The organism is Dietzia alimentaria 72 (genome assembly GCF_000226215.1).
GTDB classification, from domain to species: Bacteria; Actinomycetota; Actinomycetes; order Mycobacteriales; family Mycobacteriaceae; genus Dietzia; species Dietzia alimentaria.
This window is the reverse complement of record NZ_AGFF01000014.1, coordinates 55,795-80,406: the sequence shown is the minus strand read 5'-3', so window position 1 is coordinate 80,406 and position 24,612 is coordinate 55,795. Positions and strand designations below refer to the sequence as shown.

Genomic DNA, 24,612 nt, shown 5'->3' with positions numbered 1-24,612 from the left:
GTACGACACAAAGCCGCCCACAACGAGTCCCGCACATCTCCGATCCGGTCAGCCGCGGGAGGTGATGGCCCGGAACTTGAGCTCGTCGAGCATCGCCCCGACCTCGGCACTCAGCAGCGCCCGGTCCAGCGCGATCAGCCGCGGAAAAGCGGCGTCGGCGGCGTCCAAGTTCTCGTCGTCGAGGTGCCGAGAGGTCTGCGAGTAGAGAAGTTCAAACTCGGCGAACTCGCGCACCCGGTCGGCAGCGAGCTCACCCATCCACACGCATTCGCGGCCCCGGCTACCCGCCGCCTGAATACTGCGCCGCACCGAGCGCAGCTCAGCCCGCGCCTCCGCAGCACCGCGGTCGGCGTCGGATGAAGCTCCGTCGGTCGCGCGGTCGATCTCCCGGCCGAGCCGGTTAGCGACCTGCGTGATCGCTTGCAGTTCGTCGACCAAGCCGCTCACCAAATCCCGCTCGGCCGCCACGTGCGCCCCGCTCCGCGCCGCCTGGCGCCGGGTGCCGGCCCGCGCGACGTCCCCTCCCAGCCTGAACATCGCCGCGGCCGCCGAGTCGAGGGCTTCCTCGGCTGCCCGCGCATCCTCGAGGAGGCCGCGCGCCCGGTCCGCCAGATCCGATCTGTCCGAGCTCACCGACCACTCCTCCTATCTGGGCAGCGTTGCGCCCCTCGTGGGAACGGTCCCCGCCGTAGGAACGATCCTCGCCGTGGGCGGTGGGGACCGCCTCTAGTCGACGACGACGACGAGCAGCCCAAAGTCCCCTGCCTCGTCAGTCCACACGGTCGGGCGGACATACCCGTAGCCCGCCAGTTCGTCGGCGAGGACGTCCGGCTCGAACTTCCGCGCGATCTCGGTGCGGATGCCTTCCCCAGCGGCGAGAGTTCGCGAGCGTCCCAGGGTGGGGAAATCGATGAGCACGTCGCGGACCGCGCGCAGCCACATCTCGATCCGGCTCTCGACGGGGTTCCACACGGCCTCGTGCCGGAAATCGGCGCGGTCCAGTCCGGAGCACTCGACTGTCCGGGCGATCACGTCGAGCATGTTGAGGTCGAACTCGGCGGTGACCCCGGCCGCGTCGTCGTAGGCCGCGACGAGCCGCTCGGCACTCTTGACCAGGTCGAATCCGATCACCAGACGATCGCCCGGGTCCATGATGCCGCGCAGCATCGTGAAGAAGTCGGCGCGTTGGGTTTCGGAGAAGTTGCCGATCGTCCCGCCGAGGAACAACACCATCCGTCCGCCCGGTTCGCCCGGAAGGGGTCCGACGAGGGCGGTGAGATCGCCGACGACCGGGACGACTCGAAGCCCGGGGTACTCGGAGGCCAGCGCCCGGGCCGAACCGAAGAGCATCTCGGTGCTGATGTCGACCGGCACGAACAGCGGCCCGGCGGCGTCCGGGTCCGAGTTCGATTCCGGCGCGAAGACGTCCAGCAGGACCCTCGTCTTCTCGCAGGTCCCGGCCCCGAGTTCGACCATCGTGTCCGCGCTGCCGACGATGTCAGCGGCCCGCGCCCGCAGGATCTCCGCCTCCGCCCTGGTGGGGTAGTACTCGGCCAGCCTGGTGATCTGATCGAACAGCAGACTGCCCTTCTCGTCGTAGAACCAGCGGGGCGGCAGCGTTGGCGGGTCGTTGAAGAACCCCTCGAGAAGGTCGGATTCAAGGGCAGCGGTGTCAGGATCGGCGGGGCTCGTCGTCGTCGTGGTCGTGCTGGTCGTTCCACGCTGGGCGTCCACGTCCTGCGCGCCGCTCACCGGGCGAGCCTCAGCCCGGCGGCCGCCCACCGTGACGCGGCGGGGTAAAAGTTCCGGTACGTGTGGCGGGTGTGACCGGCGGGCGTGAAGGCGCTGCCTCCGCGCAGGACGTGCTGGTCGGACATGAATTTGCCGTTGTACTCGCCGGCCGCGCCCTCTTCGGTGACGAATCCCGGGTACGGCAGGTAGGCGCTGGACGTCCACTCCCACACGCCGCCGATTGTACGCTCCGAAGCGGGTTGTGGGTGGCACCTGTCGGGGTCGAGCTCGTCGCGGACCTCCCAGCCGGTGGTGGCGACCTCCCACTCGAACTCGGTGGGCAGTCGTCCGCCGGCCCAGCGGGCGTAGGCGTCGGCCTCGTAAAAGGACACGTGGATGACCGGTTCGGCGTCCACGGTCGGGCGTCGACCGCTCAGGGTGAAAGTCGTCCACTCGCCGTCTGCGGCGCTGGCGGTGGGGCCGTCGTCCTCGCGCCGCCAGTACCCGGGCGCGTCCCAGCGCTCGGCCTGGACCGTGGCCCACCCGTCGGACAGCCACAGTTCGGGCCGGAAATAGCCGCCGTCGGCAATGAACTGCTTCCACTCACCGACGGTGACCTGGCGGGTCGCCACCTCGCCGCCGGGGATCCAGACGCGGTGGCGGGGGCGCTCGTTGTCGTACGAGAACGCTGCGCCGGGGTCGCCGTCGACGGGGTTCTGCGCGCCGATCTCGGCGACCCCCTCGACGACGGCGAGCCAGCCGGTCTCCCCCGGCGCCGCCGCAACCGAATCCGCAGACCTGTGGACGTACACCGGATCGGTGGGGTTGTGCGAGAAGAGGTGTTTGATGTCGGTGAGCAGCAGCTCCTGGTGCTGCTGCTCGTGGTGGCAGCCCAGCTCCATCAGTTCCAGCCCGCGCTCGTCGACCCGGCCCGCCTCGAGCGCTTCGACCACGGACTCGTCTACCCGCGCGCGGAAGTCCCCGATCTCGGCCACAGACGGACGGGTGATGAGTCCACGGTCCGGTCGGGGCTGCCGCGGGCCCACCGCCTCGTAGTAGGAGTTGAACAGGAACCGGAAGACCGGGTCGGGCGGGGTGTACCCCGGCAGCCGACCCAGGACGAACTCCTCGAAGAACCACGTGGTGTGCGCGCGATGCCATGCGGCCGGGCTGGCGGCGGTCATCGACTGCGGAATCTGGTCCTCGGGACTGAGCCGGGACGCGAGCAGATCGGTGAGTCCGCGGACCCGCAAGAACTTCTCGGCCACGCTCTCGGCGTGCGCGGTGGTGGCGACGGTTCCGGCTGTCATGGGTTCCCCCGTGGGTTGTGTCGACGGCAGGTCGTGGGCGACGGCGGGCCTCTCGGCTACCGAATGCTGACAGCCACACTAACCACGCAGCGGCCGTCCGCCCACCGATCGCGGCAACGCCCTATGCAAACGGAGGTGCCGGCTTCCCTGCGCGTTCGGCTTCGATGGCATTGCGCTCGTGGTGGAGCAGTCGGAGCCGGTATTCGGGGCAGTTGCCCATGCCGCCGTCGGCGCGGATCACGCGGTGGACGGGGATGACGAACGGCACTGGGACAAGCGAGCAGAGTCTGCCCACGCGGCGGGCGTTGCGCGGACGACCGGCGTCCATGCTGATCTGCCCGTAGGTGGCGGTCTCGCCGTAGGGGATGTGCTGGATCTCGCGGTAGACCTCACGGGAGAACTCGTCGTGGACCCCCGCCGCAGCCCAGTCCAGCGGCACATCGAACTCGCGGGCCGTTCCTGCCAGGTACGCCTCCAACTGTTCCGCCAGGCGGGCGAAATGACTCTCCGCGCCGCTAGCCTCGGACGTTTCGATCTCGGAAGCGTGGAGATCAGCAGCGTAGAAGTCGGGGGCCTCGACCTGCTGGAGGCGCGCGACGCCCTCGGACGTGGCCTCGACGATCATCGGCCCGGCCGCGGTGTCGAGCAGGCGCACCACGCCACCGGGCGACCGGGGCGCGGGCACGCTCACACGACGCTCGGACGGTCCGGGTTGGTGACGTCGGCGTCGGCGCTGTCGAGTTTCTCGAACAAGGCGTCGGGGCCCTCGCGCACGAGGAAGGACATCTCGGCGGTGGTGATGGGCACGGCCTGCAGACGGGTGAGCAGGGGCCCAGTGCCATCCTCGCCGCCGGACTCGTCGACGACCTCCAGGTCTGGCCACAGGAACGGTGGGGTCAAGACGAGGTGCTCGCAGCTGCGGCCGGAGTCGACCAACCCCACCGCGTTGGGGATCACGGCGCCGGGGGCCACGTGGATAGAACCGGTCGCGACGGCGAGAGCGCACGCGTCGAGCACGTCTGCCATGGCCCGGTGGCCGGTGCGGCCGACGATCACGAACTCACTGCGGATCTGCCGCCCCTCGGGTGTGGTGACGTTGGTGGGGAGGTCTCGGGCGCCCGCGGTGGCGTAGGTGGAGAATCCGGCGGCGGGCATGTCGTCAACGATCACGATGTCGCAGTGCCACTCGGTGGTGTTGCCCTCCTCGTCGGCTTCGGTCTCGTGCGGATAGCGCAGGACGCGGACAGACTCCTTGCCGGCGAGGATGCCCTCGAGGCCGGCGAGGTCGGACTGGTCGGGGCCCGGCGGTGTGTTTGTGTCACTCATGCAAGTGCTCGCAGACGGGGTTCGAGGTCGGATTTGAACAGGTCGAGGAAGCGCTTCTGGTCGTGGCCGGGTGCGTGGAACACCAGGTGGTTGAGGCCCGCGTCCACGTACTGCTTGACCTGCTCCACGGCCTCGTCCGGGTCGGAAGCCACGATCCAGCGCTTGGCCACCTGCTCGATGGGCAGCTCGTCAGCCAGACGCTCCATCTCGCGCGGGGAATCCACGGAGTGCTTCTGCTCGGGGGTGAGCGAGAGCGGCGCCCAGAAGCGGCAGTTCTCCAGCGCCGCGGCCGGATCGGGGTCGTAGCTGATCTTGATCTCGATCATCCGATCGATGGCTGTGGAGTCGCGCTCGTTGATACCGGCGCCTTCCTCGACAGCCGGGAGCAGCTTGTCGGTGTAGAGCTCCATGCCCTTGCCGGACGTGCAGATGAATCCGTCGCCGACGCGGCCGGCGTACTTGGCCACGACCGGGCCGCCCGCGGCGATGTACACGGGCACCCCGCCCTCGGGGACGTCGTAGAGGAATGCGTCTCTGGTGTTGTAGTAGTCGCCCTCGAAGGTGGTCGTCTCACCCGTCCACAGCTCACGCATGAGGCGGACGGACTCGCGCAGGCGGGCGAAACGCTCCTTGAACGCGGGCCATTCGCCCTGGAAGCCGGTGGCGATCTCGTTGAGCGCCTCACCCGTTCCCACCCCCAGGAAGACCCGCCCCGGGTACAGGCACGCCATGGTCGCGAACGCCTGGGCCAGCACCGCCGGGTTGTACCGGAACGTCGGGGTGAGCACCGAGGTGCCCAACTGGAGGTGCTCGGTGCGCTCCCCCACCGCCGTCAACCACGCAAGCGAGAACGGGGCGTGGCCGCCGTCATGGCGCCACGGCTGGAAGTGGTCGGACACCGTGGCAGAGTCCATCCCCGCGTGCTCCGCGAGCACCGCGAATTCGACCAGGTCGCGCGGTCCGAACTGTTCTGCGGAGGCTTTGTAGCCGAGCTTGAGGGACGGGGTGTCGGGCATGGGGGTCTCCTTATGGACGGCAAGTCATGTCACCGACACGCGTGCCGGGGTCTGGCGCCGAGTATGCCAGCGACCCACGACAGTCCTGCCTGACTTGACAGCGCACCCCCCGCTGAGGCGTGAACAATTCGCCTAGGGGAGTGAGAATGCTCACTCGCCGGCCGAGATGTAACAAAACTAGAACGAACCGCAATACTCTAGGAGACCGGTTGCACTTGCGGTACCGCACCGCGAACCAGGGCCCCTCCCCTGACCAGCACCCGGCACCTCACGTCTCGGAGGATGTATGCGGATCCGGCACGCAGCCAGCGCACTGGTCGCCCTCGCTGCCACCTCCGCATGCGCGCTCGGCGCCTCGATGATCATCCACGACCACGACGAGCAGGTTCGCGAATCCGAACTCCGCGCCTCCGCATGGTCCGTCCAAGCTTCCACCGACTTCGGCACCACTTGGACCGCCCCTGTCTCCTCGTACGGCGGGCACTTCCCCGTCCGCGTAGATACCTCCGGACTACGTAACCGATCCGCCTACCAACCCCTCACCCTGCGCACCAGCATCGACTCCCAGGACGACGCGCACGTCAGCATCGGCACAGGCGTCCTGGTGGACGGCAACCCCGACGCCGCGGCGGCAGTCCGCATCCGGGCCGTCACCACCGCGGGCGGGGCGTGCGCGGAGCCGACCTTCGACTCCGGCTCCCCCGGCATCTTCACCGGTAACTCCACCCGACCCGTACCCGTAGACGCTCAGACCGCAACCGAACCCCTTGTACTGCCGGGAGCTACCCGCACCACACCGGGCGCGCCCGTCACCGTGTGCTTGGAGTTGAGCATGGACTCGCTGTCGCCTGCCCCGGATTCCACGCTCACGCTGGCATGGCCGCTCGACATCAGCCGCAGCGGCGCCGAGGCGTAAAAACCAGGCAGGTCATCGCGTCACTCAGCCCGAAAGCCAGCGACCTCGCGATACACCCTCGAATATTCGGCCATCACCGCGGCCGGATCGGCGCCCTCGACGCGGGGAGGCACCGCAAACGGCGTATCGAGGGCAGCGCGTACCGCCGCTGCCACCGCGGCGGGATCGCGGGGATCGTAGACCTCGCCAGAATGCTCGGCCGGATCGCAGCGATCGAACCACTGATCCCGGAGGCACCCCACGGCCGGGAACACCGGGGCCACGCCCAGATCACGGCACAACTCGAGCCACGTGGAATGGGTAGCGAATCGATAGGGCAGAACGCACACATCCAGTGCTGCGACCTCGGCGAGCAACGAACCCAGGTCGAGTGACTCGTAGCGCACCAGCCGCACGGCGGTCCAGTCCCCTTCGGCCGCGAGCTCGGCCACCAGGTGATTGCTACTGCTCGCCCCGTCGTCGCCACACGCGTCCCGCCACGCCTGCGCCTCCACCAGGATCCGCAGTTCCGCCCCGGGCCGGCCGGACGCCACCGAGGCGAGCTGATCGAGCAGCTCCGGGCCCTCGATGTTCTCCACCATCCGCTCCAACAACACGCCCACTACTTCGGAATCGGTGCTGCGCAGATGCTTGGAGCCACGAACCGCGGCCGAGATCTCTTCCTCGCTGAGCAGCCGGGGATGCGGAATGACCAGTGGCTGCACGCCCCACCGAACCCACAACTCCCGCGCCGCGACATCGGTCAGCGTCACCACTGTGGTCGCCGCCTCGACCAGAGTGCCGGTGTGGCTGCGATGGGGCTGCTGGTCGTCGTCGGCCGGGTACACGATGTCGTGCACGGTCAGCACCATCGGCACGTCCACACCTGCGAGGTGGCGCACCACGTCGTCGGCGCTCTCCGGCGCCAGATAGTCGTAACCGAAGTGCACGTGGGCCACGTTGACACTGACCAGCGGGTCGGCATCGCGGTGGATGTCGCCGGAAGCGTCGTCGGCCGGGTCGCACTCGGCGGCAGTGAACGCCACCGACGGGGTCCTGCCGTTCACCACGCCAGGGCGTACGGGAACCAACTCGACGGGGCCGTCCACGTCCAGCCCGGTGATGCGCCGCGCGGCCGGGTGCGCGGCCGGGAGCACCGCCACGCGGGTCCGGCCGGCGGGGGCATCCATGTCAGGTCACTTCAGCCCGCGCGCCAGGTCGGCGATCAGATCGCCGGCGTGTTCAAGGCCCACCGAGAGCCGGATCACGTTCTGGCCGATGCCCACCGCGGCGCGGGCCTCGGGGTCCATGGACGCGTGCGTGGTGGTGGCGGGGTGCGTGATGAGGGTCTTGGCGTCGCCCAGGTTGTTGGAGATGTCGATCACCTGCAGGGCGTTCTGCAGGTCAAAGCAGCGCTGTTTGCCGCCGTCGCTCACTCCGGAAGTGGACAGTCCGAACGTCACCACGGACCCGCCCCCGGACATCTGGGACTGGGCCAGCTCGTACTGCGGGTGCGATTCCAGCATGGAGAAATTAACCCACTCCACGGCGTCATGTGACTCGAGGAACCGCGCCACTTCCAGCGCGTTGGCCGACATCCGCTCGACCCGCAGACTCATGGTCTCGAGGCCCTTGAGCAGCACCCACGCGTTGAACGCGTTCATGCCAAACCCGGCGTGGCGCATGAGGTGTTTGACCGGGCCGGACACGAATTCCTCCGTACCCAGCACGGCGCCGCCGAGGACGCGACCCTGACCGTCGATGTGCTTGGTGGTGGAGTAGACCACCACGTCGGCGCCCAGCTCGAGCGGCTTCTGGTGCAGGACGGTGGCAAAGACGTTGTCCACCACGACCTTCGCGCCGGCGGCGTGGGCGAGATCGCACACCGCACGCACGTCCACCAGTTCCTGCATGGGGTTGGAGGGGGTCTCAAAGAACACCGCGTCGGTCGGCTCGCTGAGGGCCTCGCGCCACTGTTCGAGGTCCGTGCCGTCCACGAACACGGTCTCCACGCCCCAGCGAGGCAGGATGTCGTCGCAGATCACAAAGCACGACCCGAACAGCGCTCGGGACGCCACCAGGCGCGAGCCCTGACCGCACAGTGCGGCAAGGGCCACAAAGACCGCGGACATGCCGGACGAGGTGGCAAAACAATCCTCGGCGCCCTCGATCTGGCGCAGGCGTTCCTCGAACATCGCGACGGTGGGGTTGCCGTAGCGGGAGTACACAAAGCGCTCGGTGGTGCCGTTGAACGACGCCTCCGCGGCCTCGGCGGAGCTGTAGACGTAGCCGGAGTTGAGGAACATCGGCTCCGCGGTCTCCTCGAAGCCGGTGCGCATCTGCCCGGCCCGCACTCCCAGTGTGTCGGGGTGGAGTCCGTCGGGGAGCTCGTTGTTCTTCATCCGCTGCTATTCCTCGTCGTCGTCGTCAAAAAACTCGGTCAGGACTGGCGCCAGGCCAGGCCCGCCACCTTCCAGCCGTTCAGGGTGCCCCGGTGACCGTGTGGATCGGGGTCGCCCTCGAAGCCCTCGGCCACGTTGTAGGCGGGCCCGAATCCTGCAGCGGTGGCGACCTGCGCGGCGGCAGCCGACCGGCCCCCGCTACGGCACAGGAACAGCACCGGCGTGTCCGGACCGATGCCGGCTTCGGTGAGCTGCTCCACGAACCGGGAGTTGGGCTGGCCGTCCGAGCTCATCCATTCGATGCCCACCACGGGCTTGCCCAACCCGGAGAGGTCGGCACCGCCGACCCACTGCCATTCCGCGCTGGTCCGCACGTCCACCAGCACCGCGTCCGGGTCACTGGCGAGCAGCTCCCAGGCCAGGAGGGGCGGGATATCCCCGGCATAGTCGCTCATGGATGTTGATTATGCTCCCTCACCTCGGATCGGGCCGGTCGAGGTCCCTCGCTCGGCTATATGTGCGACGATCGGGATATGACGACCCCCTCAGATTCTGCTCTCCGCGTGGCCGTCGTCGGATCCGGCCCCGCGGGTGTCTTCGCCTGCGAATCGTTGCTCGACTGGAGCGATAACAAGGATCCGTCGGGCCGCGGAATCGTGGTAGACCTGCTCGACCGCCTGCCCGTCCCCTACGGACTGCTCCGCCACGGCGTGGCACCCGACCACCCGCGCATCAAGGGCATCGCGCGTACGTTGGAGGGGATCGCGCAGGATCCACGCATCCGGTTTCTGGGCAATGTGGAGTTCGGCCACGACCTGACCCTGGGGGACGTGCGCAAGCACTATCACGCGGTGATCTTCTCCACCGGCGCGTTGGCGGACCGCAAGCTGGGCATCCCCGGTGAGGACCTGGAGGGCGCCTACGGGGCTGCCGAGTTCGTGACCTGGTACGACGGTCACCCTGATTCGCATCCCGAGTGGGAACTCGTCGCCGAGCGCGCGGCCGTGGTGGGTGTAGGCAACGTGGCGCTGGACGTAGCGCGCATGCTCGTGCGCGCACCCGAGCAGCTCGAGGCCACCGATATCCCCGAGCACGTGCGCGAGGGCTTCGCCTCGAACGCCGGGCGGGTGGTGTCGGTGGTGGGTCGCCGCGGGCCCGCCTACGCCAAGTTCACGCCCCTGGAACTGCGGGAGATGGACAAGGTGGAGGGGGTGACCATCGTGGTGGACCCCGACGACTTTGAGTACGACGACGACGCCACCGCCCTCCGGGAAAGTGATCGTCGCGTGGGCCAGGTCTGCGCGCAGCTCGACAAGTGGCTGGATGCCCAGCGTGAGGCCGGGCTGAAGACGGCCGAGGAGGCTGAGGAGGCTGCCCTCGCCGCCGGCGATCGGGTTGTGCGCTTCCGCTTTCACCGGGCGCCCGTCGAGATCCTCGGTTCCGATGGCCGGGTGTCCGGACTGCGGCTGGAGATCACCGAGCCGGATGGGACCCGCGTCCGCGGAACCGGTCGGACCGAGGACCTGCCGGTGGAGGCCGTCTACAGCGCGGTCGGCTACCGCTCGGGCCCGCTCGAGGGCGTGCCGTTCGACGACGCCACCGCCACCATCCCGAACATCGACGGCCGCGTCATGGACGCCCCCGACGGCGAGTTCCTGCCCGGCCTGTTCACCGCCGGCTGGGTCAAGCGCGGTCCCAGCGGGGTGATCGGCACCAACCGCTCGTGTGCGGTGCAGACGGTCGGCCAGCTCACCGAGCAGCTTGAAACCGGCACGCTCCCGGAGCCCGAGTCCCCGGACCCGCAGTCCGTCCGCGACCTGCTCATCGACCGGGGGGTGGACCTGGTCGACGGCGCCGCCTGGCTGGCCATCGACGCCCACGAACGCGGATTGGGTGAGTCTGCAGGGCGGGAGCGCACCAAGCTGCCGGGTCGGGCCGAGATGCTCGACGTGGCCCGCGGCGCCCACGCCGAGTAGCCCCTAGAGTCGACGAGCACGGCCGCCCGTCGGCTCGTCAGCCTGTCGGCCCGTCCGATTCGTAGGCCGGACCGCGCGGTCAGTCGGTCTCGGCTACCAGGCGCCCGATCTCCTCGAGTGAGACGGTGCCCGGGTCGAAGTAGCGCGAGTGCACACTTCGCGCCGACGCCGGTCCCGACCCGGGTTCGGTCGCATCGACTGCCAGTCCCCCGAACTCGGTGGTCCCCGGGCGCGCGCCCAGCACCCCGGTGATCGACCACCAGGGCACCGCATCCCAGCGCGACGCCACGCCCACCACGTCGTCGGTCGCCGCTGGGCGCGGGGCGCCTGCCTCGTCGATCCACTGCTGCCCGATGGAGTCGACCGACGAGCCGGGACTGCCCACGTGGATCATCCGGTCCGCCGCCAACCCTCCCGGATCGGCGGCAGCCGCGCCGAGCGTCACCGATCCGTAGCTGTAGCCCACCGCGGCGTGCGGGGAATTCTCGCCGTCCATGGACTCCACCGCGTCCAGCCCGGCGGCGTAGGTCCGCAGGTCGCCCGCGTGCTCCCGCGCCAGCCCCGGCGAGACCGCTGCCTCCGACACAGTGTCCGGTGCGTCGTAGCCCATCCACGACACCGCCACGCACGACTCTGTGCCGGCATCCGCTGGTCCGGCGGCTTCGCACACTGCCTGCGCGCGCTCAGCCGTGCGGCCGACCGACTCGAGCGATGAGCCCGTGCCCGGCACCAGCGTGACTACCCGGTCGGCTGAGTCCGGGTCCGCGCTCGCCACAACGGCCCGGCCGTCAGGGTGCAGCTCCAGCAGGTGCCGACTCGGATCGTCCTGCAGGTGCGCGGCCAGTGCCGACAGGCCCGGCGCAGCGCCTGCCAGTTCCGCGCCCCCGGACCCGCTCGCGGCCACGTCCAGCAGCCGGCGCAGGCGCGTCCGATTGAGTGCGTCCCGGGTAGCCGTGGACAGTCCCGGGGCAGAACCGAGCTCCGGGTGGTCCCGAACCAGGCGTTCGCGGTCAGCGGGATCCAGCGAATGCCACAGTTGCGCGGTCTTCCGGGGATCGTCACCGGTGGTTCCCGACAGGTCGATGCACGGCCGCGTGCCGGGGTCACTGCTGCCGGCGAGCGAGTTCGCGGCCTCGCGCAGTCGCACGACGAGCCCGCGGTCAGCGTCCACTACTTCTGTTGAGTCGATGGGCTCGGCACCGGCAACGTCAGTGTCGGCGGCGTCGGTGTCATCCGCCCACGCGATGAGGGCCCGTGCCAACCGGGAGCCCTCCACCCGCAGCACGTCCGCCAGGAATAGGCAGTTGCCGGACAACAGCCTCGCCTCCGCCGCGGCATCAGCTGTGTGGCCCCGGGCGGAGTCGCCGCTTTCGCCAGACCACCCGCCGTCGTCAGGATCGACCCCGAGCCGGCGGGCCACGGAGTCCAGATCCTCGGCCGAATCCGCTATCGCCCGCCCCGCCTCGGCCGCCCGCGCTTTCGCCCGGTCGATCTCCACGACCAGCTCTTCAGCCAGCTGTGCGGGAGACACGGCTGCTCACCCCCTCGTCTTCGGCGATCAGCAGCGCGGCTGCGCGGGTCATCGAGTCCGCGATCTCCCCGGACCGCGCGGCCAAGTGATCCGCGCGTCTAGCCAGTAATGCCGCGCATTCGGCCAAAGCAGGGCCGGAGAGCAGCCCGCCGGATGCGCCGGCCCGGACCCCGGACGCCGCGGCAGAGGCCTCCTCGAGCGCCGCCACCAACTCCGCGGCGTCAGCAGCCGTCTGCTCCCCGGCCTCGCGGACCCGGATGGCCTCCATCGTCACCGCGGCCTGCTCAAACGCGACTAGCGCCGCACGAATTGGCCCGCGCTGCGACCCCTGTCTCGCCTCGTGTTTCGCCATCTGACCCGCTCCCGTCCGACCCGCACGCCCGGGCCCCTCGAGGGATCACGCTAGGCGTCCGGCGGAGCGGAGTCGGGATCACGGAAGGTGGCTGTGGATGGAATGGACGACCATCCACAGCACGCGCGATCAGCGACCATTAAGCCCGGTCAGGCCAGGTCGGATTGCTCGCCGTAGCGGCTTCCCAGCATCCGGATCATCACCGCGCCGACCCCCACGAGGACCACCGCGATCGGCGCCCAGACGTAGACCATCGGCATGGCCCCCGAGTCCGAGATCGCCGTCTCCGTGATGCCCACCTGGACCATGACCAGCAAGAGCAGAGTCGCCGCGGAGATGAGCCACAGATCTTCCCGCAGCAGCCGCTCGAAGCGACGCAATCGCGGGCCGGTGGCCGTCCACCACTCGCGGTTCGGCGCGTTAATCGACTGCGGCCACCGGATCACCAGTAGCGACATCAGCGGCATCGGGAACGCCACGGCCAGCGGCCCCAGCACCGAGATGGCCAGCGCGCTGGCCCTGCTCGACCAGCCGTCAGGCTCCCCTGACGAGTCGAAATGTGTTGCCACCAGCTCGGGCAAAACGGCCACCTGCCAGGCGAGCGCGCCCAGCCAGACGACTGTCAGTCCGGCGATCAGAACCAGGATCCACCGCGCCGTGGGTTCACGCGGCAGTCCGCGGGCGTCCTCGGCGGACGAGCTCGTCGTCGTCATATCCCTCTGCTTACCTCACCACAGTGACGCGCGAGGCGGCCTCCACGGCGCGTTGGCGGGCGGTGTCGGTGTCCTCGGCAGTCGCCACGGCCACGCCCATGCGGCGGAACTCGCTGGCCGTGGGCTTGCCGAACAGTCGGATGTCCGCCTCGGGCACGGCGAGCGCGCTGGCCACCCCCTCGAAGCCGACCCCCTCGCCGTCGGCGCCTCCGTAGATCACCGCGGACGCGCCCGGGCTGGACATGGTCGTGACGACGGGCAGGCCGAGAACGGCGCGGGCGTGCATCTCGAACTCGCTGAGCACCTGGCTGCCCATCGTCACCAGGCCGGTGTCGTGGGGGCGGGGGCTGACCTCGGAGAAGTAGACGTCGACGCCCTTGACGAACAGTTCCACGCCAAACACGCCGACGCCGCCGAGCGCACCCGTGACCCGCGCGGCCACCGAGCGCGCCGAGTCGTACGCGTCCTGCGTCATGGCCTGCGGCTGCCAGGACTCCACGTAGTCGCCGCGCTCCTGCCGGTGGCCGATGGGCTCGCAGAAATCGGTACGGATCTGGCCCGTGGCGGGGTCGACGCTGCGCACGGTGAGCAGGGTGATCTCGTACTCGAAATCGACGAACGACTCCACGATCACGCGCGCCCCCTGCACGCGGGCGCCGGACTGCGCGTAATCCCACGCCGCCTGCACGTCGTCGGGGCCGTTCAGAGAGGACTGGCCTTTTCCCGACGACGACATGGTGGGCTTGACCAGGCACGGAAACCCGACCTCGGTGCACGCCTCACGCAATTCCTCCAGCGAACCGGCAAAGGCGTAGCGGCTCGTGGGCAGTCCCAGGTCCTCGGCGGCGAGGCGGCGGATGCCCTCGCGGTCCATGGTCAGCTGCACGGCGCGAGCAGTCGGGACGACCCGGGCCAGACCGTCCTTCTCTATCTCCGCGAGTGCGGCCGTGGCGATGGCCTCGATCTCCGGGAGGATCGCGTGCGGCTTCTCAAGCTCCACGACGCGACGCACTTCTTTTGCGTCCGTCATGTCGATCGTGTGGCTGCGGTGCGCGACCTGATGGGCGGGGGCGCCGGCGTATCGGTCCACGGCGATCACCTCTACACCGAGCCGCTGCAGCGCGATTGTGACCTCCTTGCCCAGCTCACCTGAGCCCAGCAGCATGACGCGGGTGGCGTCGGGCGTGCCGGGGGTGCCGAAGCGGTGCACTTCTGGAGGGGCGAGGGGATCGTGCGCAGCGGTCATGGCGTCCACGCTAGTAGACCCGTCACTATGAGCGCCGCCACCTCCGGCACCCGCGGCGTGAGCGAGACGATAACGTGTGTGCAAGACCACAAGAAAGGGCACACCTGTGACCACTTCCCTCTCCGGCCCGCTCGCCGGCATCCGCGTCGTTGAACTCAACGGCATCGGGCCCGGCCCCCACGCCTGCATGATGCTCGCTGATCTGGGCGCTGACGTCGTGACCGTCATGCGACCCGGCGAGTTGGCCAAGTCGGTGGACGGCTGGGCGCACGTGACCCGCCGTGGCCGCACCGTGGTCGAGGCCGACCTCAAAAGCGCGGAGGGCCTGGAGCAGGTTCGGAGTCTTATCGGCAAGGCCGACGTGCTGGTCGAGGGCTTCCGACCCGGGGTCACCGAGCGCATGGGCCTGGGCCCCGACGACTGCCTAGAGCTTAACCCGCGACTGGTCTACGCCCGCATGACCGGCTGGGGTCAGCACGGCCCGCTCGCGCAGACCGCCGGCCACGACCTCAACTACATCTCCCTGACCGGTCATCTCAACGCCACCGCCCGCAAGGGTGAGCGTCCGGTGCCGCCGCTCAACCTCGTGGGCGACTTCGGCGGCGGTTCGATGTTCCTCATCCAGGGCATCCTCGCCGCGATCATCGAGCGCGCTACTTCCGGCAAGGGGCAGGTCATCGACGCCGCGATGACCGACGGCGCCTCTGTTTTGGGCCAGTTCCAGTGGGCGATGCGCGCCCGCGGCCAGTGGTCGGACGTGGCCGGAACCAACATGCTGGACACCGGTTTCCCGTTCTATGACGTTTACACCTGCTCGGACGGCAAGTTCATGGCCGTGGGCTGCCTGGAGCCGCAGTTCTACGCCGAGTTCGCCCGGCTGCTGGGTATCGACGGCGAGGGCATGCCCGGCCAGTTCGACTTCGATCGCTGGGACGAGCTACGCGATGTCATTGCCGGGAAGTTCGCCGAGAAGACCCGAGACGAGTGGGCTGAGGTCTTCTACGGCACTGACGCCTGCACCACCCCGGTGCTGACCTACACCGAGGCCCTCGATCATCCGCACAACGTAGCGCGGGAGACGTTCGTCGACGTCAACGGCGACATGGGCCCTGCGCCCGCGCCGCGCTTCTCGCGCACCCCGGCGGCCCCGGTCCCGGCCGTCCCGCCCACCGAGGCGACCGCCGTCGATCAGGTCTGGGCCTGAGCATGAGCGACCAGGGGGCCACCAGCCGAACTTCGGACAGTGGCCCCCTGCGCACGTCTACTGGTTCCCGGGTAGGTGCGGTCCTGCTGGCCGTGGATCCCGCCTCGGCTGAGCCGCCGTTCCGCCAACTCAAGGACCAGATCGTCGAGGCGATCAACCGCGGCCGACTCACGACCGGTACCCGGTTGCCCCCGGTCCGGGCCCTCGCGAGCGATGTCGGTTTGTCCACTGCCACCGCCGCCAAGGTCTATCGCGAACTCGAGGAGGCCGGAGTCCTCGAGGGCCGCGGCCGCTCGGGCACCTTCGTGGCGGCCGCAGACGCCTCCGGTGCCGTGTTGGCCAGTGCCGCGGCGGAGTTCGCCGCGCAGGCCGCTGGGTCCGGATTCGGTGCCGACGAGGCGATCGACGCGGTCCGCACCGCGTTCAGCCACCTCGACTGACGCCGCCGCCCCAGCCAGTATCTTTGCCTGTCGCGACTCCGCTTCCCCCTTACTCCACGGGCCTCACTCCCCGAGTCGTCGCGTTTCTGGATGGATCGGCCGAGTTAGCTCCGCCGGAAACGCGACATGAATTTGAGATTTGCGACTGGATTTCACAGTTCGCGACCGATCGTGGCGCATCCCTCGAACACCCCCTACTGTTCCCATCCTTGGCGTTCGAAGGCCTCCTTCACGAATCCTCTCAGCGTCCGCGGGGCCCGGAGCATGCCCTGCGTCACCCGCTTCACCTCCCACCCCAGTGAGGCCAGGCGCATCATCGTCAACGAATCATGATCGCGACGATCCCTCTTCAAATGCCCGTCGCCGTCGTATTGAAGCCCCACCTTCCACTGCCGATTCCCCAGATCGAGGCGCGAAACGAGAGTGCCGAACTCGTCGAACACCTCGACTTGCGACTCGAACCGTGGGAGTCCCGCCCCTTTCATCTGCAGACGCAATTCAGTCTCTTTTGGCGACTCCGCCTTCGGATCAACCTGCGGCAGAAGTTCCAGAACGCGGCGCACGCCCGGCTTGCCGGCCATGGCAAACGCGGTCTCCGCTATGGCGTCCGGATCCGCGTGTCCGGTTCGGCACATGGAATCCATCACGGCGATCGCCCTGACATCCGGCGTGACCTGTCGAGCAAGGTCAATCGCGGTCCTTGCCGGCGTCGTCATTCGCATACCCGAGCGCCGGATGTGCTCCGGTGCTGAGCGCCATCGGCGAGCCACGATCCCGTCCGGTGGCGTGCGCCATCCCGGCCGCCAGAGCTGAACTTCGTCGTCGACGATCTCAGCGCCGAAATACTGCTCACCCAACAGGTACGCCGCTGCGCCACCGCACAGAACCGACTCCGGGCCCGCCCACAACCAAGCGGCTCGAATCTTTTGATAAGTGCTTAACTCGGACGATTTCCACGCGTAGACCTTCGGGTGCACCTGCCGGAATCGCGTGCGCAGATCCTGCCGGCTGATGATGCCGGCGCTGAGCGCGGTCCGAGCCAGGAACGGGTCGCCGCCAAAAACAGCATCGACGAATCGTGCGGCGGTCAGCCGGTGCTCATGGGTCGCCTGGTTCTCGGTGGTCACTCACATATAGTCCGACGTGGGATAGCCGCGATAGCCGCACGTGGAGCCGACATGTGAATGATTCGCCGGTTATCCACAGCCATTGACCTGCACGAATGCGGTTAAAAGACGCCGAATTCCGAAATGGGGCAATCCAATTTCACGCCGTCGCACCGAGGAGGGGTGCCCGGGGGTCCGGATCCGCCGCCTCCCGGGAGTCACGTCGCATCTCGTGAGATCAAGTCGCAATTCGTGAGAATCGGTCGGGTTTCTGGCGGGTCCCTCTCGTCGGATACATCCAGAAACGCGACCGATCGGGGCGTTGGCGCAGGCACCTGCCCCTGCTCCTGCCCCTGCCCCTGCTCCTGCTCCTGCTCCTGCTCCCAAAGCTCGATGCCGCGGGGCTCGAGGGGCTGAAGCCGCGTTTTCTCACCCGGCGTAATGCCGGCTGCGTCGAACGCGATAGTCAGTCCATGACCAAGACTCGCACCAGAACTTTCGCAGCCGCCCTCGCACTCACTGCCGCCACCACTGTGGCCGTTGCACCCGCGCACGCAGCACCCGCCCAGGCAGAGACAGCAGCCGTCCCCGCCGCCGTGCGGTACGTCGCGCAAGCCTCCGGGTCCGCGGACAGTGGTTCGCTCGAGAACCAGTTCGTCCAGGCCGGATTGCTCCTCTTCGCAGGCGTCGCCGTCTCGGCCGCTCTCGCGGTCAGCGCAGGCGTGACCGCCGGCGGCATCGAACTGCCGCAGATCCCGGGCCTGCCGTTCTGATCGAAACCCAGCCCCTCTGAGATCTCCGCAGCGACTGTGTCGATGCTGGCGCCTCCGTGAGTGCCGGCGCCAGCTCGATCCAGACCCCGCCTACCCCAGGATGTCGCGTCGCACCACGTTCTGGTCGCGGCCGGGGCCCACGCCGATGTAGGACATGTGGCACCCGGCGAGCTCTTCGAGCCGCAACACATAATCTCGCGCCTGCGGTGGCAGGTCGCTGAACTCACGCGCGCCGGTGATGTCTTCTTCCCAGCCGGGCATGGTCTCGTAAATCGGGGTGGCGTGGTGGAACTCGGTCTGCGTCATGGGCATCTCGTCGTGCCGCACGCCGTCCACGTCGTAGGCCACGCAGATGGGGATCTCGCCGATGCCGGTGAGCACGTCGAGCTTGGTGAGGAAGTAGTCGGTGAAGCCGTTGACGCGCGCGGCATACCGGGCGATCACGGCGTCGTACCAGCCACAGCGCCGGGTGCGCCCGGTGTTGACGCCCACCTCGCCACCGGTGACCTGCAAATACTCGCCCCACTTATCAAACAACTCAGACGGGAACGGGCCCGCACCGACGCGGGTCGTGTACGCCTTGACGATGCCCAACGAGTGAGTGATGCGAGTGGGACCGATGCCCGCGCCAACGCACGCGCCGCCGGCGGTCGGGTTGGACGAGGTCACAAACGGGTAGGTGCCGTGGTCCACGTCGAGCATGGTGGCCTGGCCGCCCTCCATGAGAACGGATTCGCCGCGGTCCAGCGCCTGGTTGAGCATCAGCGTGGAATCGCAGACCAGGGGCCGCAATCGGTCCGCGTACGAGAGGAAGTACTCGACCATCTCCTCCACCTCCACGGCCCTACGGTTGTAGACCTTCACGAGGATCTGGTTCTTAAGGTGCAGCGCACCCTCGATCTTCTGCCGCAGGATCGACTCGTCAAAGACGTCCTGGACGCGCACGCCCACCCGTGAAACCTTGTCCGCGTAGGTGGGGCCGATGCCACGGCCGGTCGTGCCGATGGCCTTCTTGCCAAGGAATCGCTCGGTGACCTTGTCGAGCTCCTGGTGGTACGGGGCCACCAGATGTGCGTCCGCGGAGATCCGCAGGCGAGAGGTGTCGGCGCCGCGCGCTTCGAGGCCCTCGATCTCGGCGAAAAGCGCCTCAAGGTTGACCACCACGCCGTTGCCGATCACGGGCACAGCCGTGGGCGACAGGATGCCGGCGGGAAGGAGTTTGAGTTCGTACTTCTCTCCGCCCACCACCACCGTGTGGCCGGCGTTGTTGCCGCCGTTGGGCTTGACCACGTAATCGACACGGCCGCCGAGGATGTCGGTGGCCTTACCCTTGCCCTCGTCGCCCCACTGGGCGCCGATCAGAACGATCGCTGGCATGGTTCGCTTTCACCTCTGAATGAGTCGTCTGCACGGTGAGGGACGGAAGTACTCGAGGTGATTCCGCGCACACCAACGCCCCAGAATAGCCTGTTCAGCCGGGTCCACCCTAGTCGGTCACCTGTGCAGCCTGCGGAATGTGACCGGCGTTCCGGGGAGGAGCTGCGAGATCGCGTCGCAGGATCGGGAGGTCAGCACCCCGATCACGGGGTAGCCGCCGGTGACCGGGTGGTCGGGGCCAAACACCACGGGCGCGCCGTCGGCGGGGATCTGGACGGCGCCGCGGACCATCCCCTCGCTGGGGATCTCGTCCGTCCGCAAACGCGGCACCGGCCGCGCGGGGTCGATGCGTACGCCCACCCTGTCGGCGTGCCCGCTCACGTGGCCGGTCGCGGCCAGCACGTCCCAGGCTTCAGGCGGGAACAGATCGTCGCGGGGGCCGGGGATCAGGTCCAACGCGACGGGCGCACTCCCCTGTGCGACCAGCCCGCCGACGGCCGCATGCCATCCGTCAGCCCAGGGCCCCACCACGCGGTCGCCCACTCCCAGCACGTCGCCGGCCACCAACGGCGCCGGGCCGAGTCCGGCGAGCGTGTCCCGGGATCTGCTGCCCAGCACGATCGACGCGTCGATGCCCCCGCGTATCGCCAGGTAGCTGCGTATCCCGCTGGTGGGTTGGCGGATCTCGAGCGTGGCGCCGGCAGCCAGCCGGAGAACCTCGCCGGTGGCTGCGGTGCGGCGGGAACCGTCGGAATCGGTGACGACGACGACACCGCGAGCCCCCGTCACCACCGCGATGGCGGGCGTGTCCGTCATGGCCACGAGCCCACCCAGCAGTACCTCGAGCACGGCGGCGGCGGGGTCGGTGCCGGTGGCCCGCAGTGCGGTGGCTGCGGCGGCGCGGTCGGCGACCCCGGACGCGGTCACCCCGAGGGCTGCGTGACCGGGTCGGCCGAGGTCCTGGACCAGCGTCGACGGGCCGGCCCGCAGGATCAAGAGGCTCATCCGGCCCCGTCCGGCTCGGCTACGCGCAGCCCGGCGGCGCCGCCTGGTTCCGCGTCGACGTTCCGAAAGCGCACGCTGGTCCCGGGTGCCAGCAGGGCGGGTTCGGGGCGGTCGAGATCCCAGAGCTGCGCGTCGGTGGTGCCCAGTAGTCGCCAGCCCCCGGGCGAGGCGCCGGGATAGACCGCGCAGAAGCGGTCCGCCACCGCCACGGATCCGGCCGGGATCCGCGTTCTGGGCGAGCCCAGCCTGGGAATGCTCGGAAGGCGATTCGAGGCTGCGCCGCGTTCGTTCGAGGCTGCGCCGCGTTGGATAGAACCGGAGCCGTCGTCGCCGCGTTCGCGGGCGTCGAGGTCGCGGGCGTCGACAAGGTAGAAGAAGCCCGGCGCGAATCCGCCGAATGCGGCCCGCCAGGTGATGGAGGTGTGCAGCCGCACGAACGCCGTGGTCGACATGCCGGCCAACTGGGCGACGTCGGCCAGATCGGGTCCGTCGTAGCGCACGTCGATCGTCACCTCCCGTGCCCCGCCGGACCCCGCCGCCAGTGCGCCGCCGGACCCCGTTGCCAGTGCCCCGCCGGACCCCGTCGACTCCGAGGCCGCCGGCGGCGACTGAGGCTGCCCGCCCGAGTCGGGAAGGGCTCCCGCGAGGAGCGCATTCATGCGCCGCCGCAGCCTGGGAAGCGTCGCGGAATCCGGCGCGGTCACCAGCACCGTGCGGGCCGCCGCCACCACGTCCACGGCATCCGGTCGCAACCTCTCCAGGATCCCGGCCAGAGCCACCGCCTCCGCCAGATCAGCGCACTCGAGCAACAGCGCGGCTTCTCCGCAGGGGCGGATCCTCGTCGTCGTCATCCCGTACCCGACCGCCCCACCGACGTGCCCGGAGACACGAACGGCGCCACCTCGACGCCGGCGGCCTCCAGCTCACCGCGCACGCGTCGGGCCAGATCGATCGCACCCGGGGTGTCGCCGTGGATACACACCGAGGCCGCCTCCACCACGACAAGTGAACCGTCCGTCGCGGTGATCTCCCGCCCCGTTGCCATGGCCACCACGCGAGCGGCCACCTCGTCCGGGTCGGTGAGTACGGCACCCGGCTCGGAGCGGGACACGAGCATGCCGTCAGGGCGGTACCCACGGTCCGCGAAGGCCTCCGACACGGTCGGCACCCCGGCCGCGCGCGCCCGGTCATGCACCGCGGACCCAGGCAGTCCCAGCACGGGTAGCGGGTCCTCGCCGGCGAGTTCGGCATACGCCAGCACCGCGTCGATCACGCCGGCCGCCTGCTCTACGTCGCGGACAATACGGTTGTAGAGCGCCCCGTGCGGCTTGAGATACCGCACCATCGTGCCGTGACGTCGTGCCGCCATATCGAGCTCGACCAGCTGGAACTGCACGATGCGGGCCACCTCGTCGCGACTGAGATTGTGCTCCACACGTCCGAAGTTCGCGCCGTCCCGGTACGAGGGGTGAGCGCCCAGCGCCACGTTCCGCTCGGCAGCGGCCACGGCGGTCGCGTTCATGGTGGGGCGATTGCCTGCGTGGAAACCGCACGCGACATTGGCGGAGGTGACCACGTCCAGCAACGCCGCGTCCACAGGATCCGGACCCGCACCCGCCGCGAGCGACGCGGGCCACCGCGGAGTCCCCCGCCGGGCCTCCCCGAGGTCGCAGTTGAGATCGATTCGTCGCACCCTTCCATCCTGCCCCAGGTTCGACCCCTGGGCAGGATGAGTCCATGATGGAGGCATGATCGTCATCCGCTGCGGCTCAGCGCCGGTACCGACGGTCCTCGGCGAGCATCCCCGGCTGGAGGTCGGCGAGGTGCCCACCAAGGACGAGGTCAATCAGGCCCTGTTCGAGGTCGGCCCCCGGCGCCGGCTCCTGATCTGCGGTACCGACGCCGGACTGGCCGCACTACTCACGCGACTGATGCGCAGCGACAACCTGGACATGGAGGTCGCTTACATCGCCGACGAGCCCACCCCGGCGACCCGAGCCTACGGCCTGCCGACCGGCTCGGAGGCGGCCAAGCTGGGTGTTCGGGGCGAGGCCCACGACATGCCACTGATTCGCGACGAGACCGGCACGGTCCTGGTGGGCGAGGCGATCGTGACCGGCCCCGATGACGCGCCGTTGGTGGGTGAGGCCTACGCCGACGACAGCCGGGTCTTCTCCGGCGAGATTCCCGCCTTCACGGTCCGGCCCACCCGCGAGATGCCGGGCGTGCGCGCCACCGCCGCCCGGCCGCGCAGGGTGATACGGCGGGCCTGGCAGGCGGCACGCGCGGTGCAACTGGGCACCCCGGCCGGGATCATCACCCGGGACGGGATCACCGGGCGACGAGCCGTCAAGAGGACTTCTTTCTACCGTCATACCGAGCCATGGAGGCTCGTGTCGCCCTGAGTGGAGGCATGACCGTCGTGGGTCGGTCCGGCGAGTCCGGCCACTCCTCGGTGAGCTCCGGCTCCACCGCGGGGGTCGACACGGTCGGCGGCAACGTGGCCAGCGCAGAGACCTTACTGAGTCCTGCCACCTGCATCATGTCCACGAGAATCGAGCGGAGCTGGGCCAGCATGACGGTCTCCGTCATCCCCGAGTCGTAGACGAGTTCACGTCGCGCACGTGAGGCGACCGCCCGCAACTCACGGTGGATCTCGGCGTCGCTCAGTGCGTCCGAGTGCCCGGCGACCCGTCGGGCGAGCAGGACGAGAGCGTTGCCGAGCTCACCGATCAGCGCGCTCAGTGCCGGCGCCACGTCCACCTGGTCGTCGACCGCCACGATCGCCCGGCGGGCCAGCACCCGAATGTTGCGAATGCCGTTGTCCAAGGGGTTGAGCAGCCCGGTGAGCATGATCTCCTCCGGACGCCGATGCCGATAGAACGGGGAGATCCGTACCAGTTCTCGCGCACCGGCGAGCTGCTCGTCAATAGCGTCGATCGCCGGCTGTGTGTCCCTGGCGTCCTGCAGCGCTGCGCGAATCGTCTCGGAATCGCGGTGATCGAGCCCCTCCGATACCTCCGCGAGCACCGACGACGCCACGCCCAGGAGAGATGCGGCCTCCCGTCGGGCCCGCTTGAGCGGGTGGACCGGCATGAGCGACATGAGCAGCAGCGCTACCGCACCACCGACCGCCGCGTCGAGCATCCGCTCGTACCCGCCCGCGCTGCCCGGCGGCAGGAGTGTGGCCACGAGGATCCCCGATGACGCCGCCTGCGTGCCGACCAGCGCACCCCTGTCGAGGAACACCGCCGCCGACATCGCCAGCACCACCACGGCCGTGATCTGCCACGGTCCGGATCCGATCTGGGCGATGAGCAGGTCGCCCAATCCGACGCCCACGATCACCCCGAGTACCAATTCGATCCCCCGGCGCAGTCGTCTGCCCATCCCCACGCCCAGCGCGATGGCGGCAGCGACGGGCGCGAAGAACGGTCGCTCATGCCCCAGCAGGTCGTGCGCGATAAACCACGCCAGACCCGCCGCCACGCCGCACTGCAGGATCGGCAGGAAGGCGTACGCCAGCCGCCGGGTCCGCGTCCGCAGCGGAACCGGCAGCGCGGCGTAGACGCCCAGCGCGCGGGCGTCTAGGCGATCACGCCAGGCCGAGAGACGCGGCGGCGTGCGGGTCTGACTCATTGATCAGGTCCAGACAACGGATGTACTCGTCCTCTTCTCCGATGGACTTCGCGGCCCGGGCCAGCACGGCCACGCTGCGCAGGAAGCCACGGTTCGGCTCGTGGTCGTACGGGACGGGCCCGAAGCCCTTCCACCCGTTGCGACGCAGCTGGTCGAGGCCGCGGTGGTAGCCGGTGCGGGCGAAGGCGTAGGCCGAGATCACGTCATCGGCCTCAAGCGCACGCTCCGCCAGCTCCGCCCACGCCACCGAAGCGGTGGGGTGGCCGGCCGCGACGGTGCGCGGATCGTCGCCTGCATCAAGCGCGTCCTCCGCCTCCGGATCACCGGGAAGACGGGTGGGCGGGGGGCCGAGGAGATCTCCGAACTGGGTCATGCGGCCCATTGTCCACTATTTGCGCCCGGCCCCCACCAAGCGGACATTTGGTACGGTGGAGGGTATGCGGTGCCCGAAATGGCGCGCCGCCCCCTCGCCGGTGCGGGTCCATTGACCGCCGTCTCACGAGGGGACTCTCGGACCCTGTGTCGAGGCGTGAACGCGGACTGACGGCCCGCGAAGCACGCGCCTCCACA

The 24,612-nt window shown here is 69.2% G+C and carries 26 protein-coding genes; 6 read left to right on the top strand and 20 right to left on the bottom strand.

Annotation, left to right across the window (positions count from 1 at the left end; translation table 11 throughout):
- Positions 1 to 48: 48 nt before the first annotated feature.
- The 6 genes from ON04_RS06825 to fgd form a co-directional block, all read right to left on the bottom strand.
- Positions 49 to 633, bottom strand: a complete 585-nt coding sequence (locus ON04_RS06825) for a hypothetical protein (protein WP_010540852.1) — start codon at positions 631 to 633, stop codon at positions 49 to 51.
- A 93-nt stretch (positions 634 to 726) separates the two neighbouring features.
- Entirely contained in the window at positions 727 to 1,752 is a 1,026-nt protein-coding gene (gene egtD / locus ON04_RS06820) for an L-histidine N(alpha)-methyltransferase (RefSeq protein WP_033444145.1), read from the bottom strand.
- Positions 1,749 to 3,041, bottom strand: a complete 1,293-nt coding sequence (gene egtB / locus ON04_RS06815) for an ergothioneine biosynthesis protein EgtB (protein ID WP_010540850.1) — start codon at positions 3,039 to 3,041, stop codon at positions 1,749 to 1,751. Before egtB ends, egtD begins: the two co-directional genes overlap by 4 nt.
- A 121-nt stretch (positions 3,042 to 3,162) precedes the next feature.
- Positions 3,163 to 3,726 carry a methylated-DNA--[protein]-cysteine S-methyltransferase gene (locus tag ON04_RS06810; RefSeq protein WP_238529253.1) on the bottom strand — a complete coding sequence of 188 codons (564 nt, stop codon included), beginning with the start codon at positions 3,724 to 3,726 and terminating at the stop codon, positions 3,163 to 3,165.
- Between the two features lie 2 nt (positions 3,727 to 3,728).
- A complete protein-coding gene (locus tag ON04_RS06805; protein ID WP_010540848.1) occupies positions 3,729 to 4,367 on the bottom strand; it encodes a suppressor of fused domain protein in 639 nt (212 codons plus the stop codon).
- Positions 4,364 to 5,383 carry a glucose-6-phosphate dehydrogenase (coenzyme-F420) gene (gene fgd / locus ON04_RS06800; protein WP_010540847.1) on the bottom strand — a complete coding sequence of 340 codons (1,020 nt, stop codon included), beginning with the start codon at positions 5,381 to 5,383 and terminating at the stop codon, positions 4,364 to 4,366. Before fgd ends, ON04_RS06805 begins: the two co-directional genes overlap by 4 nt.
- Before the next feature lie 286 nt (positions 5,384 to 5,669).
- Between fgd and ON04_RS06795 the strand changes: the two genes are divergently transcribed.
- Complete coding sequence (locus ON04_RS06795) at positions 5,670 to 6,299, top strand: hypothetical protein (RefSeq protein ID WP_010540846.1); 630 nt, start codon at positions 5,670 to 5,672, stop codon at positions 6,297 to 6,299.
- Between the two features lie 20 nt (positions 6,300 to 6,319).
- Here the strand turns inward: ON04_RS06795 and ON04_RS06790 are convergent, their stop codons facing one another.
- Genes ON04_RS06790 through ON04_RS06780 form a run of 3 tightly spaced genes read right to left on the bottom strand, consistent with a single transcriptional unit; the run spans position 6,320 to position 9,135 of the window.
- On the bottom strand, positions 6,320 to 7,468 hold the full coding sequence (locus tag ON04_RS06790; protein WP_010540845.1) for a hypothetical protein: 1,149 nt from the start codon (positions 7,466 to 7,468) through the stop codon (positions 6,320 to 6,322).
- Positions 7,469 to 7,474: 6 nt separating this feature from the next.
- On the bottom strand, positions 7,475 to 8,680 hold the full coding sequence (locus ON04_RS06785) for an O-succinylhomoserine sulfhydrylase (protein WP_010540844.1): 1,206 nt from the start codon (positions 8,678 to 8,680) through the stop codon (positions 7,475 to 7,477).
- 38 nt (positions 8,681 to 8,718) lie between these two features.
- Positions 8,719 to 9,135, bottom strand: coding sequence for a rhodanese-like domain-containing protein (locus ON04_RS06780; protein WP_010540843.1), 417 nt, complete (start codon positions 9,133 to 9,135; stop codon positions 8,719 to 8,721).
- Between the two features lie 78 nt (positions 9,136 to 9,213).
- On the opposite strand from ON04_RS06780, the gene ON04_RS06775 reads away from it, so the two are divergent.
- On the top strand, positions 9,214 to 10,656 hold the full coding sequence (locus ON04_RS06775; RefSeq protein WP_033444140.1) for an FAD-dependent oxidoreductase: 1,443 nt from the start codon (positions 9,214 to 9,216) through the stop codon (positions 10,654 to 10,656).
- A gap of 79 nt (positions 10,657 to 10,735) precedes the next feature.
- Here the strand turns inward: ON04_RS06775 and ON04_RS06770 are convergent, their stop codons facing one another.
- The 4 genes from ON04_RS06770 to purT all read right to left on the bottom strand — a co-directional run bounded on the left by ON04_RS06770 (position 10,736) and on the right by purT (position 14,498).
- Positions 10,736 to 12,187: an alpha/beta hydrolase gene (locus ON04_RS06770; RefSeq protein WP_010540841.1), complete on the bottom strand. Its 1,452-nt coding sequence runs from the start codon at positions 12,185 to 12,187 to the stop codon at positions 10,736 to 10,738.
- Complete coding sequence (locus ON04_RS06765; RefSeq protein ID WP_010540840.1) at positions 12,165 to 12,539, bottom strand: hypothetical protein; 375 nt, start codon at positions 12,537 to 12,539, stop codon at positions 12,165 to 12,167. Before ON04_RS06765 ends, ON04_RS06770 begins: the two co-directional genes overlap by 23 nt.
- A gap of 149 nt (positions 12,540 to 12,688) precedes the next feature.
- On the bottom strand, positions 12,689 to 13,252 hold the full coding sequence (locus tag ON04_RS06760) for a DUF1648 domain-containing protein (RefSeq protein WP_010540839.1): 564 nt from the start codon (positions 13,250 to 13,252) through the stop codon (positions 12,689 to 12,691).
- Between the two features lie 10 nt (positions 13,253 to 13,262).
- Positions 13,263 to 14,498, bottom strand: a complete 1,236-nt coding sequence (purT, locus tag ON04_RS06755; protein ID WP_010540838.1) for a formate-dependent phosphoribosylglycinamide formyltransferase — start codon at positions 14,496 to 14,498, stop codon at positions 13,263 to 13,265.
- A gap of 106 nt (positions 14,499 to 14,604) precedes the next feature.
- Here purT and ON04_RS06750 point away from each other — a divergent pair, with 106 nt between their 5' ends.
- Both ON04_RS06750 and ON04_RS06745 read left to right on the top strand, forming a co-directional pair.
- On the top strand, positions 14,605 to 15,702 hold the full coding sequence (locus ON04_RS06750; protein ID WP_010540837.1) for a CaiB/BaiF CoA transferase family protein: 1,098 nt from the start codon (positions 14,605 to 14,607) through the stop codon (positions 15,700 to 15,702).
- A gap of 2 nt (positions 15,703 to 15,704) precedes the next feature.
- Positions 15,705 to 16,142 carry a GntR family transcriptional regulator gene (locus ON04_RS06745; RefSeq protein WP_081477141.1) on the top strand — a complete coding sequence of 146 codons (438 nt, stop codon included), beginning with the start codon at positions 15,705 to 15,707 and terminating at the stop codon, positions 16,140 to 16,142.
- A gap of 194 nt (positions 16,143 to 16,336) precedes the next feature.
- Here ON04_RS06745 and ON04_RS06740 read toward each other — a convergent pair whose 3' ends face one another.
- A complete protein-coding gene (locus ON04_RS06740) occupies positions 16,337 to 17,269 on the bottom strand; it encodes a hypothetical protein (protein WP_010540835.1) in 933 nt (310 codons plus the stop codon).
- A 452-nt stretch (positions 17,270 to 17,721) separates the two neighbouring features.
- Here ON04_RS06740 and ON04_RS06735 point away from each other — a divergent pair, with 452 nt between their 5' ends.
- Positions 17,722 to 18,021 (top strand): hypothetical protein, encoded by a 300-nt coding sequence (locus ON04_RS06735; protein ID WP_010540834.1) that lies wholly within the window; start codon positions 17,722 to 17,724, stop codon positions 18,019 to 18,021.
- A gap of 90 nt (positions 18,022 to 18,111) precedes the next feature.
- Here ON04_RS06735 and ON04_RS06730 read toward each other — a convergent pair whose 3' ends face one another.
- The 4 genes from ON04_RS06730 to ON04_RS06715 form a co-directional block, all read right to left on the bottom strand.
- Positions 18,112 to 19,398, bottom strand: a complete 1,287-nt coding sequence (locus ON04_RS06730; protein WP_010540833.1) for an adenylosuccinate synthase — start codon at positions 19,396 to 19,398, stop codon at positions 18,112 to 18,114.
- Positions 19,399 to 19,515: 117 nt separating this feature from the next.
- Entirely contained in the window at positions 19,516 to 20,403 is an 888-nt protein-coding gene (locus ON04_RS06725; protein ID WP_010540832.1) for a 5-oxoprolinase subunit C family protein, read from the bottom strand.
- Entirely contained in the window at positions 20,400 to 21,254 is an 855-nt protein-coding gene (locus tag ON04_RS06720) for a 5-oxoprolinase subunit B family protein (RefSeq protein ID WP_033444139.1), read from the bottom strand. Before ON04_RS06720 ends, ON04_RS06725 begins: the two co-directional genes overlap by 4 nt.
- Positions 21,251 to 22,096, bottom strand: a complete 846-nt coding sequence (locus ON04_RS06715; protein ID WP_010540830.1) for a LamB/YcsF family protein — start codon at positions 22,094 to 22,096, stop codon at positions 21,251 to 21,253. The genes ON04_RS06720 and ON04_RS06715 overlap by 4 nt, the downstream gene beginning before the upstream one ends.
- 55 nt (positions 22,097 to 22,151) lie before the next feature.
- Between ON04_RS06715 and ON04_RS06710 the strand changes: the two genes are divergently transcribed.
- Positions 22,152 to 22,808, top strand: coding sequence for a hypothetical protein (locus ON04_RS06710; protein WP_010540829.1), 657 nt, complete (start codon positions 22,152 to 22,154; stop codon positions 22,806 to 22,808).
- On the opposite strand, the gene ON04_RS06705 is transcribed toward ON04_RS06710, so the two are convergent.
- Both ON04_RS06705 and ON04_RS06700 read right to left on the bottom strand, forming a co-directional pair.
- A complete protein-coding gene (locus tag ON04_RS06705) occupies positions 22,753 to 24,042 on the bottom strand; it encodes an FUSC family protein (RefSeq protein WP_010540828.1) in 1,290 nt (429 codons plus the stop codon). The two genes, ON04_RS06710 and ON04_RS06705, sit on opposite strands and share 56 nt — an antisense overlap.
- Positions 23,999 to 24,415 (bottom strand): DUF3151 domain-containing protein, encoded by a 417-nt coding sequence (locus ON04_RS06700; RefSeq protein ID WP_010540827.1) that lies wholly within the window; start codon positions 24,413 to 24,415, stop codon positions 23,999 to 24,001. The genes ON04_RS06705 and ON04_RS06700 overlap by 44 nt, the downstream gene beginning before the upstream one ends.
- Positions 24,416 to 24,612: the final 197 nt, after the last annotated feature.